A 14,695-nucleotide genomic window follows, 5' to 3' on the forward strand; every position below is an offset into this window, starting at 1 on the left:
AAAAGGAAATTTGGAGAAACATTAAGAGCAAGAAAGGTTAGAAATCAAGTAAAAGAAGTAAAAGTTAAACTGATAGTTTATAACATGAACAAAAAAGTAATAGAAATAATATGGATCGAATTAAGGATTTCTACAGAGCCGGATCTTCTAATCTTTAACTTCACTCAGCCCGGTTGTCAGTAATGATACTTATTGACAGTTTCCTGTATAACAACATTTATATTATTTAAAAATTAAATTTATTTTGATGACAACGGATTTTCTAACCGACCTCCTGATCATCTTTGGACTTTCCATTCCTGTAGTCTTTATTTTCTCAAAACTAAAGATAGCTCCGCTGATCGGCTTCTTACTCGCAGGTATTCTTGCCGGACCCTTCGGTCTTGAACTGATTCGGGACGTGGAAAATATCGAACTTCTGGCGGAAATAGGAGTAGTACTCCTGCTTTTTACAATAGGCATGGAGTTTTCACTGCGCGACCTGCTGCAGCTTCGCAGGGTAGTGATTTTCGGAGGCGGGTTGCAGCTTTCCATAACTGCGATTATTGTTGCTCTCATATTCCTATGGCTTGGCAATTCCGAAGAATCCTCGATTTTCATCGGGCTTTTAGTGGCACTGAGCAGCACTGCAATTGTCCTTAAACTATTACAGGAAAAAGGAGAAATCTATAGTCTTCACGGGCGAACTTCTTTAGGAATACTGATCTTTCAGGATATAGCTGCAGTGATAATTATCCTCCTGATCCCGGTTCTCGCAGGTACCCCCGGAACAGAGAAATCTTTCCTGGAGCTTATTCTGCAGGGGCTCGGGCTAATCGTGCTTACCCTTGTAAGCGCCAGATATATAGTCCCCTTCATCATGTATCAGGTGGCAAAGACACGGAATAATGAACTTTTCCTCCTGAGTGTCATAGCAATAGGGCTCGCTGTAGCCTGGTTGACTTCAATTATTGGTCTCTCTCTGGCTCTCGGAGCTTTTCTTGCTGGTCTGATTATCTCCGAATCCGAGTATTCGGTTCAGGCTCTTGGAAATCTTATCCCATTCAGAGATGTGTTCATGAGCATTTTCTTTGTTTCAATAGGGATGTTGCTCGATCTCGATATCTTGAGAGAGCATCTTCTTCTCATCCTGGCTGCTACATTAATTGTACTGCTCCTGAAGCTTCTGGCAAATAGTCTAAGTACCTTTCTCATAGGCTTCCCTTTGCATACAATGATCCTGGTAGGGTTCTCCCTTTCACAGGTGGGGGAGTTTTCCTTTATTCTTGCAAAAGTAGGCTATACGAGCAGGCTGATCTCCCCTCTTATGTATCAGGAATTCCTGGATATGGCAGTGCTTTCAATGGTACTTACCCCTCTTTTTATGGGTATAGGTTATCGAACCACAAGTTTTGCTGAGACGTTACCTTTCCCGCCAATCTTGAAGCAAGGCTGGTACAGTAAATTTAAACAGGGCGAATCCGAAGAAAAACCTGAAAACCATGTAATTATAGTAGGATTCGGGATAAATGGCAAAAATGTCGTGACTGCCGCGAAGGACACTTCAATTCCTTATATCGTGATTGATATGAATCCTGAAGTCGTAAGAGTAGAGAAACTAAGGGGAGAGCATATCTTCTACGGCGATGCTGCTCAGAGTGCTGTGCTGGAACATGCAGGTATCCATTCCGCGAAATCCGTTGTTGTGACTGCAGGCGATCCTGCCAGTGCCAAAAGGATAATTGAAGTTGCCCGGAGGTTGAACCCTCAAATCCACATAATTGCAAGGACGCATTTCCTGAGTGAACTGGATAAATTCTATGCTTTCGGGGCAGATGAAGTAATTTCTGACGAATTTGAAAGCTCAATAGAGCTTTTCACAAGGGTGCTTCACAGGTACTTAGTTCCCAGCAGCGAGATAAATTCTTTGGGTTCAACTCTACGTGCCGACCATTACGAGATGCTCCGGAATCCTGAAGTCCGCAGGAAGAAGATGTCCGATCTAGCTCTTGATTTTGCAGATGTAGAGATCCGGAGCATCAGGGTCGGGAAGTCCTCCAGAGCGGCAGGAATGACTCTTGGAGAACTTAATCTCCGGAAAAATTATGGAGTATCTGCACTTGCAATCTCCCGGCTTCACAAAATCATTCCGGGTCCTGAAGCCAAAACTGAGATTCTCGCGAATGACATCCTGCTAGTTATCAGCCCGCCGGAAAAGCTTGATGAGGTAAGAAAGCTTTGTGAAGATAGTGTGGGATAAGAGTCAATCCCTCTTAATAATTTCATAAATATGTGCAAAGCTTTGACATCTCAGGCTGGAGGTTTTAGAAATCAGATCCTTTCTTCTGTTGATGTACTTTTTCATCAAGTACTCGTTAGAATAGTTAGAATAATATGATATTACTAACCATTGTTTATACTGCCTTCCTGTTTAAGAACCAGACTAACTGAAAATCTCCAATTAAAACGGGAGACCTAAAGGACTTTGTTAGTGCTTGAAACCGAAAATAAAATAAAAGGTAATCAACAGGGACACATGCAGAAAAGGGGGAGAACCTGTAGACCTTCAAATACCGGTTAAAATTTTTGCCAGGAAACTGTTAAGTTTTCAGTTTCGAAGTTTACTTTACTGTAAAAGTAGCCAATTTTCAAGGTGGACCTTCATATCATATCAGTTCAGATAGATCTATACGTACAGATTTAAGTTACATAAAGAACTTAAGATGCAGGCATCAATTCTCTGACGGGGTTGATATATATCTTATTTAATATATATACACATATTTGGTGGACCATTTCATGATGAGGGGTATAAAAGAAACTTTTCTGGAAGTCACTCGGGCTGTCTTTCCTTTAACTCTGGCAGTAGTGTTACTCTTGCTTTTGTTCGTTGGTATAAGCTTGAACAACCTTATTTCCTTTTTAATAGCTACAATTCTAACTGCGATAGGAATGACCTTTTTTCTAACTGGGGTTAAGCTGAGTATGCTCCCGATAGGAGAGGCAATTGGAGGTGACTTGCCTAAGCATAATTCACTGGCGTTCATCGCATTGGTAGTGTTTTTACTCTCATCCTTTGTAGCCGTAGCAGAACCGAATGTGAGTGTTTTAATTGGCATGATTGACTCAGCTTTGCAGGGAAGCATAGATAACAATTTATTAGTAATTTCCATAGCCTGTGGAGTAGGTATCCTTATGGTTATTTCCATCCTGAGGATAATCTATGGAACCCCTATCAAATATTTATTTGCTGTAATTTATTCATTTATACTCGTGCTGTCCTTTTTCATATCTGATGATTACCTGGCAATTGCTTTTGATTCCGGAAGCGTAACTACCGGGGCTATGTTTGTGCCTGTGCTTATGGGACTTGGAATCGGGATAGCTTCAGTATTGCAGGATAGATCTGAACTTGATGGATTCGGACTTGTAGGTCTGGCAACTACGGGCCCCATAATAAGTATCATGCTCATGGGGGTTCTGTCTTCATGATTTCAGGTATGGAGGAAATTTTGGCTGTATTCTTTGAGGTTATTCAGTCAATCGCTCCTCTAATTATTTTCTTCACATTGTTCCAGATATTGTATTTAAAGTTGCCTCCAACGCAGTTAAAAAAACTTTACTTAGGTTTAACCCTTACTGCATTTGGCATGATATTGTTTCTTCATGGTGTTAACAATAGCTTTCTACCTGCGGGAACGGCAATAGGAGAATTCTTTGGCGGTTCTAAAAAAAACTTTTTAATTCCCATAGGTTTCCTACTGGGTTTACTTGCTACTTTTGCAGAACCTTCTGTACGGGTATTATGTTACCAGGTTGAGGAATCTTCCGGTGGTTATATAAGAGCAAATCTCATGCTTTATACATTATCTCTTGCAGTTGCTATGCTGGCTGCTATCACGATGGCAAAAATTATCTATAGAATCCCTTTCCTGTACATAATAGTTCCAGGTTATTTACTTGTCCTTATTTTGTTATTTTTTTCCGACAGGGACTTTATAGGTATCGCGTTTGATGCAGGAGGAGCTGTAACAGGTCCAATGGCTGTGTCTTTCCTTATGTCGATGGCTCTCGGAGTGGCTACTGCGCACGAGGGCGCAGATCCTGTCGCAGACGGCTTTGGCTTGATTGCAATGATCGCACTCGCACCTATTATTTTTGTTATGCTGTTGGGTGTTTATATAAGATTTAATGGAGGTAAAAACAATGTGCAATAAGAGTGAATTTGTGTTAATAGTAACAATTGTCAAAAAGGGATGGGGTGACGAGGTTATTAAAGCCTCAAGAAAAGCCGGTGCCCAGGGAGGAACAATCTTATTTGGTCGTGGCACAGGAATTCATGAGACTAAAAGTATTCTTGGTTTAATGATTGAACCCGAAAAAGAAATGGTACTTACAATAGCCGAGTCAGGTATTGAAGATAATATTCGGAATAGCATTATTAATGCTATAAACCTCAATGAACCCGGAGTGGGAATAGGGTTTGTAGTTTCACTGGACAAAGTATTCGGGATCTGTCATTCGTTTTATGAAACGAGGAAGTGTCCGCAGGACGAAAAATAAGCTTTAGAGAGCTCTGGACTTACGAAGCTTATAGTTTTTTGGTGATTGTCTGGTATTGCCTACACGCTCTGTAGAACAGGACCTCACCAGATTAAAACTATGAACCGCATCTTATCATTACCAGCTGCCGTCGCCTGGATCTGTTATATAAATTAAATCGGAAAAATGAGTATTGAAACTGGCAGACGAAATGACTTACTCAAGGGTCAAAGAAACTCTTGACGAGCTCGCCTTCGACCCCGTTCCACCGCGATTAATAAGAACAATCGAGAGCAAAGGAAAACTTTTCCGATTACGGTCCCGGCATTTAAGACCCTTTTACAGGATCAATTATGAAAACCAGATTCTGGTAGTTATATTAATTGATCCTTTGAATCATATATCTCGTGAAAAGAGCAGTAATTTAGATTTTTTTATACATTCTGACTGCAGGAAATTAGAAAAAGTATAATGAGACAAATACAAAATATGATTTCAGCGTATCTTAAAAAATTATCTTGCATGGTTTGATATATGTAAGACTGATATAAATTATTTTTTCAGTCAATTTTTTAAAGCATTGAAATTTTCCAAAAGCAGGTTGCAATTTTCAAATTTTGATCTATACTTTTAATCTGCGTTTTAATCTTCAGATCATCCACTCAATAAGTTTAAATAATGTAATCTTTTATTTACTATATGTAAAGTTTAAATTACTTATTATATCTAAAATGAGTCAATTTGTAAATATAAGCATACATCAGGATGCTAAACAATCTATTTACTGAACACTATACTCAAGAAGGTTCTTCAGATGAAGTGGAAGCAGTTCAGAATAATTTCCTTGCTGATTGTAACAGTCCTCGGGGCTGTTGTAGGTTTTTCAGTTTCCAGTGGAAATCTTGCACTTGCGGCAGGTGCTGCATTTACAGGCATGGCCGCCATGTATATTTCCAGGCACAGGGTTGAAGATATAGTCGAAGATGAGAGGATCCGCCAGGTAAGTCAGAGAGCTTCCTGGGTTACTCTTCAGTTTACAGCTATCGGCTTTGCACTAGGAGGGGCAATTCTGATAGCCATGAGAGAAGCCCATCCAGGCTATGTTGACCTTGGCTTTTTCATGGCATATGCAAGCTGTGCAGTGCTTGTGCTTTACTCAATCTTTTATATGTACTTTAATCTAAAATCCGGGGGCTGAACTGACGGTTGGATTTTATGAATTTTCTGGTTGTAAATGTACCATGTCTTGCACTCGATTCATATCTGACAACAATCTAGCAAATAATACGGGGCATGTGATGAAGAACAATATTAAAGTTTACAGGGCAATGCATGATCTTACTCAGGAAAGCCTGGCTGAGAAAGTGGGAGTGACAAGGCAAACCATACATGCAATTGAGAAGGGCAAGTACGATCCCTCCCTTGAGCTTGCATTCAAACTCGCCAGGCTTTTCGATACCCTTATTGAGGATATTTTTCTCTATGAAGATTCCGAAACAGGAAATTTTGAAAAAAAAGGCTAATCTGCTTGATTCTGACGGAATTGCTCGTTTAACTCCGCGAGATTTCTTTTGACGCTTTGCCGGAAAGCTTCGGATTAATTCTTTTTTATTAGAAATAAGTTCATAAGGTTTTGTCGGGTAAACTTAGCTTTCCCGGCTCCCCGAAGCAAATAAACCCGAAGAAAAGAGACCATGTAATCGTTTTTTATTTCCGGGAAAACGAGACCTGACAACTAATGTCCACGGGATCAGCAAGTTAATCTTTCCTTCAGAGACTAAGGGCATCCCAGCCCGAAAAACAATTTTAGTTTCTAAATATATTTATATGGAATGAAAGATTAGTTACAGTTAAAGGGCATCTGGATATATAAAGACCGACAGCTTATGCCATCAAACAGACTAACAGCTAAATAAACAAGTTGCCAAAAAATAATCAGGAGAGAAATCTATGATGCAATCGTTTATAGTAGAACATTATCTGAATAAGGATGTAGATGTTTACTGCGGCGGGCCTGACGTTTTCAGGGGAAGTGTAGTAGCCTGTGCCGATAATGTCCTGACACTCAGCAGTGAAGGAAAACTTACCCATATAGCCATCGATAAAATAATAGCCCTATGGAGCCAATAAGCTCAAAATTTTATATTTTAATATCGTATAATATAAGGGGATAAAGGAACAGGTGAAATCTTACTTGTTTTCTAAACCTGGGTAAAACTGAATAAAGTTCTGGACGGCTGGATCGGACTCTGTTTTTCAGAAAAGGAAGCAAACTCAAACCAGCATGGAAGAGTTCGATATTGGGAGAATATCTGAGGTGCAAAGAAATGCAATCTTTTATAGTGGAACACCTTCGAGGTGAGGTTGTAGACGTCTACTGTGGGGGTCCTGACGTTTTTAGTGGAAGGGTAGAAAGCTGCGCAGACAATATACTTTGTCTTGAACAGAATGGAAGATATACCTACATAGCAATGGATAAAATCATAGCTATATGGCGTGCGCAAACTCCATAAAGAGTTCACTGGACAAAAGGTATACTGGATACAATGGAAAAGCCTGGAAGGAAGTAAGAAGTTCCTCCTTTTCCACCAGTTTTTAAGCTCTCAAAAGATCAAGACTGTCCTTTCAGTTGAGAATTTTGTGTATACGGTCGTTCTTCAGTTTTCGTAGTTTATGCTTTCATACAGCTTCTTGCATGGGAAGCAATAAACTCCCTCATTAGTTTTGCCCCGAGCATCGCCGTTTGTCCGGAATCGTATTCAGGGGCAATTTCTACAATATCAAAAGCCATTGAGAAAGGAGCAAGAGTCCTTATTGCAGTCCTTACGTCCCGCGCACTCAACCCGAAGGGCTCAGGCGTGCCCAGACCGGGAGCAAAAGCCGGATCTATGGCATCCATATCAAGGGAAAGGTATAGCTGGCTGCAGTCAAGCCACTCAAGGGCTTCCTTGATGACTTCTACCATACCTGTGGATTCGACGTCGTCGGATGTATAGTATTTCAGGTTATTCTGCCTGGCAAAAACCCATTCTTCCTCAGGGCCGCTTCTTATGCCTATAGAAACCAGATTCTCTGTAACCTGATTGAGAATATTTCGGGATACACAGGCATGGTTATGCTTAAAGCCCCTGTACTCTTCCCTGAGGTCAAAATGAGCGTCCAGAATAAGCACCCCGAAGTCCTCTCCTGCGAGTTCGGCACAGGCTTTTACCATAGCAAAGGTCAGGGAATGCTCCCCTCCAAGCATAATGGGAAGCTTTCCATCTTTCAGAAGGTCCTTTGTAGCCTCATAAAGGTTTGCCAGGGTCTCGTCAACCGAGGCTGAAGTTTCCAAATTTCCGGCGTCGTAGATCGGGAGATCCACAAGGTCGATGTTGAAAGTCGGGTTATAACTCTCAAAATTTGCAGAAACCTGACGCATAGCGTCCGGAGCCCAGCGGCTGCCTGCCCTGTAAGAGGAGGTATTGTCAAAAGGCACACCGAAGATAACATAACGTGCAGATTCATAGTCTGCAAGAGCATCTATAAAGGAATTGGGTAAAAACATAATGTAACCTATATAATTATATTATTAAAAAAAGAATGGCTCAGGCTCTTACCTGAGTTTCGCTTTAGTTTAGGAAGTTTATGTCCGTATATCGAGCTTTACCTTGCCAAGAGCCGTAATGTAAGAAATTTCTTCGCCCTCTTTGACCTTATCCTTGTATTCCTCAGGAATTACGATCTCAAAGGTTGAGAAGTCTCCCATGTCCATGAGCTGGGCAATATCGCCAGTAATCGAAATTACCTGCGCAGACTTTCTTTCCACAATCGGGACATATACTTTGGTTGCAACTGAGCCTATAAAGGAGCGCTTCTGGCCGTCAAAGAGTCCGATAGCCTCTACTCTCGCCTTTGCAGCTCCGTGTTTTCCCGGCTTGGATTTGGTAATGCTCTTTATGACGCATGCTTCGTCATCAATAATTACGTATTTCCCTTCTTTAAGTTCTTTTACTTCTACCTGCTGTTTCATAACGATTCTCCCTTACGTTTTTAGGATGTTTCTAATAAGCTGTAAACGCCATTCAGGATTTGCCGGAAAAATTTCTGCGGCTCCGGTAAAGTAGTATAAGAAGGCTTTCCTGATCTTTAAGCCTGTCTATTATTTGTCCATACATTGCTTAATGTACTGCATGGAAAAACTGGAAAATATTCTGAGCTTGGGGTGCCTGCAGAAGCCATCCGCAGGTCGAGAACTAATACGATTAATTATCCTTGACTATATAACGTTTGTGCGAGATTTTGCGTCTTTGGACCAGCTTCCTGGGAAAATTCCCCGAAAGGTCCGCAAAATCCGTGGGTTAAAGGTAATATTGCACTGAAGGAAATATTGGATTTCAAAGAGAAGATCTTTTACCCTAAAAGATTTTTATTCCAGCAGGGTTTGAGACAGTAAATATCCCGAAGGCTTATTTCATTTTTCTTTAACAGGCGTTTCCGGACTTAAGTCTGTACTTTTCGGTAGCCTCTACTCCTTTCCCGTTCCTTTAGAAACTGAGCCCAAGCTCCTCTAATTTCTCCGATCTGGGCACCCCTTTCTCATCCCAGTTGCGGTAATGGTAATACTCCTGAAGCGCAGCTTTAAACTCCTTCCTGGGAAGCCCGTATTCTTCACTTCCTCCCTTATTTTCAAACAGCTTTGCCGGGAGAGTGTCATCTTCCAGGGTAAATCCCGCGTTAAGATTATAAATTCTCTCAAGGTTATAGATTCTTTCTCCGATTTTCAGGAGCCCGGCAGGCGATATCTCCATACCCGCAGCCGCAAGCAGGAGAGCTGAACCGAGTTCTTCATTAAGGGCAAAGCCCGAGAAGGGGCAAACCACAAAAGAATCCAGTACTGCTGTCAAGTTTTCGAATACCTGGAGGATGCCTGCTTTCCCTTTAAGGCTCAGGCGTTCAAGACTAACGGGTTTTCCAAGTACCTCTGGTCCTACCATGAAAGCCGTCAGGTAGTCTCCACCGTGGCTGGATGTGGCATACGCCAGGGCCTGCCCCCGAATTCCTCGCGGATCAAAACCTCCGAGTTCGAGTCCCTTTACATCCATGCTCAAATCCTCTCTCCCAAGGCCTGAGAGATACCTTCTGGCTCCACTACCCGGCTCTCCTCCTTCCCCGATTCCCAGGAGCAGGGATTCCATTCCTTTAGCCTCGATTATTCCGGGCTCGAGTTCTGCGCACGCACCGAGCACGGAGCCTGCCGAGATCGGGTCAAGCCCGTAATCCTTGCATATCCTGTCAGCCCTGAGTACAGCCGCAAGATCAGGGTTCTCAAGATTAAACCCGAAAGCCCAGAGGGAATCATAATCCGGCATAATCTGCCCGGTCGCTTTGATCCTTTTCTTGCAGCCCAGAGGACAGCCCGGGCAGCTCTCTTTTTCAAGCTCGAAATCAGATTTGATACGCTCTCCTGAAAGCGAATCTGCGAAAGAAGTTTCTCTTCCTGAAAAATTCCTGATCGGAATGAGATTCATATAGTCCAGCAATTTCACAAGCGCAGATGTGCCGTAATTTGCAAGTCCTTTAGAAAGCATAGGGCTTGCATCAAAAAGCTTCATTATTTTTGCCTCAAGCTGCTTGAAACTCTCTGAATCGGAAGGTAAAAGCTCACTTTCTCCCCTTACGACCACGGCTTTAAGCAGCTTTGAGCCGGCTACTGCACCAAGCCCTCCTCTTCCGCTGTGAATTGAGTCCGCAACAAAGGAAGAAATAAGAACCTGTTTCTCTCCTGCTCTGCCTATACAGGCTACTCTACCTCTTTTCTCAAGGACTTCAGTGCAGGCGCTAATATTTTTTCCCCAAAACTGTTCTGCGGGCAGGACTATAACGTTTCCTTCCCCGATTTCAACATATGAAGGTTTTTCTGCTCTCCCGGTAAGGATCAGGGCGTCAATCCCGGCTTTCTTGAGCTCTCTCCCGAAACCTCCACCCATGTTCCAGCTAAATATTGTGCCTGTCAGTGGGGATTTTGATGTAAGGACTGCCCCCGACGCCATTGGAGCAAGACCAGAAAGAGGTCCGGAAGTAAAAATTAAAGGATTTTCCGGACCAAGAGGATCAATATCAGGTTCTGTAAGTTCGGAAAGCAGTTTTACCCCAAGTCCCCTGCCGCCCAAATATTCTCTGATTAAACTTTCCTCAGTCCTGACGGACTTCACCGATCCGGAACCAAGGTCTACATATACTGTCATTCCTGCCCAGCCAGCCATATTAATTCCTCTATCTCTTTTTCAGCCATTTTTTAGTTTGTCACTTGTCTCAGTAACTGCAAAGAAGTTATAATCTACTTTCATCCGGTTTTTTATTTTTTAGTATCCTTTATCTCCAACCCTATATCTTTTTAGATCTGCTTTCTGTCGCTTCAGTCTTTCTCCTTATTTAATAGGAAATTATTCCCTGAAGATCCTGAAAGAGCCAGCCTTTAAGACAGGTAATCTCAAATATTATTGTATGAATCTGGAGAAACCTTACATCGTTTCTATATATGCCGTTCTCCGGAATGAGAAAGGCGAATTCCTGCTTCTCAGGCGGTCGGAAAACTCTCACAGCAACCCGGGAAAATGGGACCTGCCAGGGGGAAAGCTGGTCCGTGGGGAACCCCTTGAAGAAGCGGCTGTGCGGGAGGTCTGGGAGGAGACCGGGATTTCAATCGTACCTGGAGATATCGCAGGATATGCTACTTTTGAGCTTCCCGGAAAAAAGGTGGTTGCTATAGTATATGATGGGGGATATGTAATTGCTGATGTAAAGTTGAGCCATGAACATATGGAATATGCATGGGTCCCTCTTGCCGATATTCTGGAGCTGAATGCTCTTCCTGACCATTTTAAAGAATTCTTTAAAAGGTTCGCTACAGAAAATAGAGGACCTTCAGAACTGCCTATTTAATCCGGTTGTCGCTGAGGCTACTCTAAGGCAAATTTTACTTGAAGTATTTATCCTCAAGTCTTTTCCTTTTTTTCCTGCTGTGCTGCCAGCTTACCCCGAGGTACAGGAAAACCGCCAGAGCTGCGAAACCTGCTACACGCAATAAGGGCCTGTATTTGCTCAACAGGAGAGGATTTATATTGTCTCTTAGCTCGTAATTGGGATACATAATGTCTCGCCTGTCGCTGCTGTGCCCCAGGCCAAGAGCATGCCCGAATTCATGTTTTGCAATAGAGAGCATTGTTGCATCCCCATACTGGCGCCAGGCTCTTCCTTTAAAGTTCCCTACCTCAAGCACTATATCAACCCTTACAAATTGCTCACGAGATATCGTGGGGCTTGCATAGCCGGCAACGCCTGAAGGAGCTCCCTCGACATTCTCAAGGTTTTCGACCCATCTCACCCTGATATCAGCATCCTTCGAATCCACAGGTTCGAAAACAGGCTTGTATTTCAGATTTCCGTTTCCTCCTTTCTCCCAGTATTCCATAGCCTTTTCTATCTGTGTGTAATAGGTCGGGCTGTAATGTTCGGGCACATTGCTGTCATCTATATATACAGTGATAGGAGAATGGTCCCACGGATAATCCAGAATCATTTCTTGATTTGCTTTAGATGCAGCTGAGACCGTATATGAAACAGGTACCATCAGTAACAGCATAAAAAGCAACATAATTCCGTACATACTGTTTCGATTTATATGAATCGGCCTCCGTACCAAGTACTGCCTGACCTTGAAAACCTGACGTAAGGGTATCGATCTCCTGAATATATCCCGCATATTCCCACATGTCTCTTGCTTATACTCGCATAAATCCGATGCAAAAGCGTGGTCTAATAATGAGTAATCATTGACAGATAATTATTGACAGATAATTATTGACGGATAATTATTGATGGATAAATATTGCTTTAAATATTTATGGAAGCACTCTCAGAGTAGCTTCTGGTCAGGGAGTTACTTTGTAAAAATTAAATAGGTTTTTATGATTTTAATTTACAATATTTACAAAAACGGATTGATATATCACAGGTCTTCCTATTTACTTAAGAGTTGCTCTGGAGATATCACAGATCTCACAATTGGGATCACGGCAGTGTTTTTCTTTTTCTTCTTCCTCTTCCTCACATCCATCACCCGGAAATTCGGATGCAAGCGCTCTTGTACTTTCGGCAAGCACGGCAGCATTGGAAATGGATGCTCCTATCATAATAGCGTAAAATATCTTTTCTTTTTTTATCCCTCTTCTTTTTGCAATCCTGATGTGCATCTTAAGGCAATGTTCGCAGCGAAGAGCAGAAGCCACACCTATAGAAATAAGTTCCACTGTCTCCGGGTCAAGATTCTTGAATTCCCTCATTATGGAGTTATCATAAAGCGTTTTCGGAATAAATATCTCTGGAAGATCCTTCATAAAGTTCATGATGTAAGGAACTTCGCCATACTGATTCCGGACATCCTCAAGGAGTTCAGGAACGGCTCTCTCAGGGTCCTCTTTCAAAATTTCCACAATATCCTCAAGTTCCATACGAAACCACCAGCATAGATTAACGTGGAAAAAGGGTTCAATCACCGTTTTCCGAGTTAGGCTTTACAGTTTAAAGGATAAGTGAAAATACACAAATCCAGTAAAAATGCAAAGTTGACAACTCTTAACGCAACAGAATCCGGATCAAATTGCAAAACCAACGTCAGACTTAGATTTGATTTTTATCAATATATAATTTTTCATTTTTGATCTCGAAATATTTGCAAGCTCCGAAAGCGTGACTCCTTCATCAAACTCCAGTTTTTCAAGCCTTTCGTGAAATTCGTCATAGGGCAGCTTGACCCTGAGCCCGTTAAGCTGGAGAGTGAGCGGGGCAGGCGAAAGTACGGTTCGGATTTCAGGAACCTGGTTTTCAACCTCCTTCATAACTCTGGCAGGAAGCACTGCAAGGGGGTCTTTTGCCTGCTGTCTGCGAATATTGTCAGCAATTTTCCCAACCTCTTCATTGAGTTTATCAAGGGCGCTAACCTCCTCGGATTTCCTTAACCTGTGTGAAGTCCTTCCGATATTTCCAACATACAGGTCTGATCCGGCGACTTCCTCGGTTTTCAGGTCAGGCCCGCCTGTAACTACGATAGGAATTTCTATGCCTTCAAAGAGTTTTGGCTTCTTGTTTATAATGCAGTCGCTGAAGGACCCGAATGTGAAAACCACAATGTCGTGCTCATTTATCAGTTTCCTTTCATAATCCATAGACAGAGACACTCTGCGCCCCATTCCTCTTGCAAGGCCTATCATGTTTGTATTGGCACCGGGGTGACGGAGATACTCGGCTACGTCACAGGCTGAATGTGGAAGGTGATGGGAGGCAAGGGTAGGAGAAACAACTGCGATCTCAACTCCGGTAAGGGGAGCTTCTGCCATCATCCCAAGCAGTTCGTCAGCTTGCTCTTTTACTATCGGGATATCTTTTTCAGGAATAAGCATTATAATGTTGACTTCAGTCCCTGTGACCACTTTCTGGATTATGTAGCCTCCCAGGTCTTCCAGCAGCTCGATTAAAAGCCCATGCTTGTGGACACCGCCTGTGTAAAGATAGGGTCTGAGTACAGCCATCTTACTTTTTCCCTCCTTTTATCAGTTCCTCGAGCATTGACTCTGTTTCTTCAATCCATTCACGTTTTAATGCTTCCTCGGATGCTACGAAAATAAATCGGTTACCTTTATACAGGTGATAACGGACTCTAAAACCCTCTGGAGTGACTCGGATAGCGAAATCAACAAGGTTTTCATGAAGTCTGTGCCTGGGGTCCGCGACCATCAGATCTTTAAGAAAATTTGCTTCTTCCTCTGGCTTGTCCGTACTTATAGCTACAGTCCAGCGGTCGGGCTGGCTGATATTTGCTTTCCCGTAACGTTCCCAGAGTTTTCCTAGTAACTCCGGAATATATTGCTCTTTCTTGATCGAAATTATTATCTCACCGGCAACCGGCTTTGCTTCTACGTCGGCAATATCAACGGTTGTAACTCTGGTGCCTACATCCCTCAAGATGATTGCCATCTGAAAGAGGGAGTCTTCAGGTCTCAACACTACCTTTATTCTCCCTATTGCCGGGGCAAGCCTGAGACTTGCCATGTTGTCCTCGATAATTTTCCTGTAAAATTCCTGCTCCGAAGCGACTATGGACTCAACAGCAAAAATCTCAAGCGAATCCATTTTT

General features: G+C 42.5%; 16 protein-coding genes and 1 pseudogene. 10 read left to right on the forward strand and 7 right to left on the reverse strand.

Annotation, left to right across the window (positions count from 1 at the left end):
• From EQO05_RS15775 to EQO05_RS09915, 9 genes and pseudogenes are all read left to right on the forward strand, one after another.
• A pseudogene (locus EQO05_RS15775) lies at nt 1-183 on the forward strand (hypothetical protein); the annotation flags it as partial.
• Between the two features lie 64 nt (nt 184-247).
• Entirely contained in the window at nt 248-2,239 is a 1,992-nt protein-coding gene (locus EQO05_RS09880) for a cation:proton antiporter (protein WP_128506078.1), read from the forward strand.
• A 539-nt stretch (nt 2,240-2,778) separates the two neighbouring features.
• Nucleotides 2,779-3,471 carry a DUF1538 domain-containing protein gene (locus tag EQO05_RS09885; protein ID WP_128506080.1) on the forward strand — a complete coding sequence of 231 codons (693 nt, stop codon included), beginning with the start codon at nt 2,779-2,781 and terminating at the stop codon, nt 3,469-3,471.
• Entirely contained in the window at nt 3,468-4,196 is a 729-nt protein-coding gene (locus tag EQO05_RS09890; RefSeq protein WP_128506082.1) for a DUF1538 domain-containing protein, read from the forward strand. Before EQO05_RS09885 ends, EQO05_RS09890 begins: the two co-directional genes overlap by 4 nt.
• Nucleotides 4,186-4,542 (forward strand): P-II family nitrogen regulator, encoded by a 357-nt coding sequence (locus EQO05_RS09895; protein ID WP_128506084.1) that lies wholly within the window; start codon nt 4,186-4,188, stop codon nt 4,540-4,542. Before EQO05_RS09890 ends, EQO05_RS09895 begins: the two co-directional genes overlap by 11 nt.
• 793 nt (nt 4,543-5,335) lie before the next feature.
• A complete protein-coding gene (locus EQO05_RS09900) occupies nt 5,336-5,719 on the forward strand; it encodes a DUF2178 domain-containing protein (protein ID WP_128506086.1) in 384 nt (127 codons plus the stop codon).
• A 100-nt stretch (nt 5,720-5,819) separates the two neighbouring features.
• The gene (locus EQO05_RS09905) at nt 5,820-6,044 is read left to right on the forward strand and encodes a helix-turn-helix transcriptional regulator (protein ID WP_128506088.1); all 225 of its coding nucleotides are present in this window, start codon (nt 5,820-5,822) and stop codon (nt 6,042-6,044) included.
• Between the two features lie 427 nt (nt 6,045-6,471).
• Nucleotides 6,472-6,651 (forward strand): MM0924 family protein, encoded by a 180-nt coding sequence (locus tag EQO05_RS09910; RefSeq protein ID WP_128506090.1) that lies wholly within the window; start codon nt 6,472-6,474, stop codon nt 6,649-6,651.
• A gap of 197 nt (nt 6,652-6,848) precedes the next feature.
• Entirely contained in the window at nt 6,849-7,034 is a 186-nt protein-coding gene (locus tag EQO05_RS09915; protein ID WP_128506092.1) for an MM0924 family protein, read from the forward strand.
• Between the two features lie 158 nt (nt 7,035-7,192).
• Here EQO05_RS09915 and speB read toward each other — a convergent pair whose 3' ends face one another.
• The 3 genes from speB to EQO05_RS09930 form a co-directional block, all read right to left on the reverse strand.
• Nucleotides 7,193-8,068, reverse strand: a complete 876-nt coding sequence (gene speB / locus EQO05_RS09920) for an agmatinase (RefSeq protein WP_128506094.1) — start codon at nt 8,066-8,068, stop codon at nt 7,193-7,195.
• 78 nt (nt 8,069-8,146) lie between these two features.
• Nucleotides 8,147-8,533 (reverse strand): translation initiation factor IF-5A, encoded by a 387-nt coding sequence (locus tag EQO05_RS09925; RefSeq protein WP_128506096.1) that lies wholly within the window; start codon nt 8,531-8,533, stop codon nt 8,147-8,149.
• A 514-nt stretch (nt 8,534-9,047) separates the two neighbouring features.
• Nucleotides 9,048-10,766, reverse strand: coding sequence for an aldehyde ferredoxin oxidoreductase family protein (locus tag EQO05_RS09930; protein ID WP_128506098.1), 1,719 nt, complete (start codon nt 10,764-10,766; stop codon nt 9,048-9,050).
• A gap of 241 nt (nt 10,767-11,007) precedes the next feature.
• On the opposite strand from EQO05_RS09930, the gene EQO05_RS09935 reads away from it, so the two are divergent.
• Entirely contained in the window at nt 11,008-11,445 is a 438-nt protein-coding gene (locus EQO05_RS09935) for an NUDIX domain-containing protein (RefSeq protein ID WP_128506100.1), read from the forward strand.
• A 34-nt stretch (nt 11,446-11,479) separates the two neighbouring features.
• On the opposite strand, the gene EQO05_RS09940 is transcribed toward EQO05_RS09935, so the two are convergent.
• The 4 genes from EQO05_RS09940 to EQO05_RS09955 form a co-directional block, all read right to left on the reverse strand.
• Nucleotides 11,480-12,133, reverse strand: a complete 654-nt coding sequence (locus EQO05_RS09940; RefSeq protein WP_240664552.1) for a matrixin family metalloprotease — start codon at nt 12,131-12,133, stop codon at nt 11,480-11,482.
• Between the two features lie 394 nt (nt 12,134-12,527).
• A complete protein-coding gene (locus EQO05_RS09945; RefSeq protein ID WP_128506101.1) occupies nt 12,528-13,013 on the reverse strand; it encodes a carboxymuconolactone decarboxylase family protein in 486 nt (161 codons plus the stop codon).
• Nucleotides 13,014-13,157: 144 nt separating this feature from the next.
• Nucleotides 13,158-14,090, reverse strand: coding sequence for a methanogenesis marker 7 protein (locus EQO05_RS09950; RefSeq protein ID WP_128506103.1), 933 nt, complete (start codon nt 14,088-14,090; stop codon nt 13,158-13,160).
• A gap of 1 nt (nt 14,091) precedes the next feature.
• Nucleotides 14,092-14,691, reverse strand: a complete 600-nt coding sequence (locus EQO05_RS09955) for a methanogenesis marker 17 protein (protein WP_128506105.1) — start codon at nt 14,689-14,691, stop codon at nt 14,092-14,094.
• Nucleotides 14,692-14,695: the final 4 nt, after the last annotated feature.

This window comes from Methanosarcina sp. MSH10X1 (assembly GCF_004099695.1).
GTDB lineage: Archaea > Halobacteriota > Methanosarcinia > Methanosarcinales > Methanosarcinaceae > Methanosarcina.

Coding starts and splice junctions, on each gene's coding strand:
- EQO05_RS09880 (WP_128506078.1), top strand. CDS start 248: ATGACAACGGATTTTCTAACCGACCTCCTGATCATCTTTGGACTTTCC.
- EQO05_RS09885 (WP_128506080.1), top strand. CDS start 2,779: ATGATGAGGGGTATAAAAGAAACTTTTCTGGAAGTCACTCGGGCTGTC.
- EQO05_RS09890 (WP_128506082.1), top strand. CDS start 3,468: ATGATTTCAGGTATGGAGGAAATTTTGGCTGTATTCTTTGAGGTTATT.
- EQO05_RS09895 (WP_128506084.1), top strand. CDS start 4,186: ATGTGCAATAAGAGTGAATTTGTGTTAATAGTAACAATTGTCAAAAAG.
- EQO05_RS09900 (WP_128506086.1), top strand. CDS start 5,336: ATGAAGTGGAAGCAGTTCAGAATAATTTCCTTGCTGATTGTAACAGTC.
- EQO05_RS09905 (WP_128506088.1), top strand. CDS start 5,820: ATGAAGAACAATATTAAAGTTTACAGGGCAATGCATGATCTTACTCAG.
- EQO05_RS09910 (WP_128506090.1), top strand. CDS start 6,472: ATGATGCAATCGTTTATAGTAGAACATTATCTGAATAAGGATGTAGAT.
- EQO05_RS09915 (WP_128506092.1), top strand. CDS start 6,849: ATGCAATCTTTTATAGTGGAACACCTTCGAGGTGAGGTTGTAGACGTC.
- speB (WP_128506094.1), bottom strand. CDS start 8,068: ATGTTTTTACCCAATTCCTTTATAGATGCTCTTGCAGACTATGAATCT.
- EQO05_RS09925 (WP_128506096.1), bottom strand. CDS start 8,533: ATGAAACAGCAGGTAGAAGTAAAAGAACTTAAAGAAGGGAAATACGTA.
- EQO05_RS09930 (WP_128506098.1), bottom strand. CDS start 10,766: ATGGCTGGCTGGGCAGGAATGACAGTATATGTAGACCTTGGTTCCGGA.
- EQO05_RS09935 (WP_128506100.1), top strand. CDS start 11,008: ATGAATCTGGAGAAACCTTACATCGTTTCTATATATGCCGTTCTCCGG.
- EQO05_RS09940 (WP_240664552.1), bottom strand. CDS start 12,133: ATGGTACCTGTTTCATATACGGTCTCAGCTGCATCTAAAGCAAATCAA.
- EQO05_RS09945 (WP_128506101.1), bottom strand. CDS start 13,013: ATGGAACTTGAGGATATTGTGGAAATTTTGAAAGAGGACCCTGAGAGA.
- EQO05_RS09950 (WP_128506103.1), bottom strand. CDS start 14,090: ATGGCTGTACTCAGACCCTATCTTTACACAGGCGGTGTCCACAAGCAT.
- EQO05_RS09955 (WP_128506105.1), bottom strand. CDS start 14,691: ATGGATTCGCTTGAGATTTTTGCTGTTGAGTCCATAGTCGCTTCGGAG.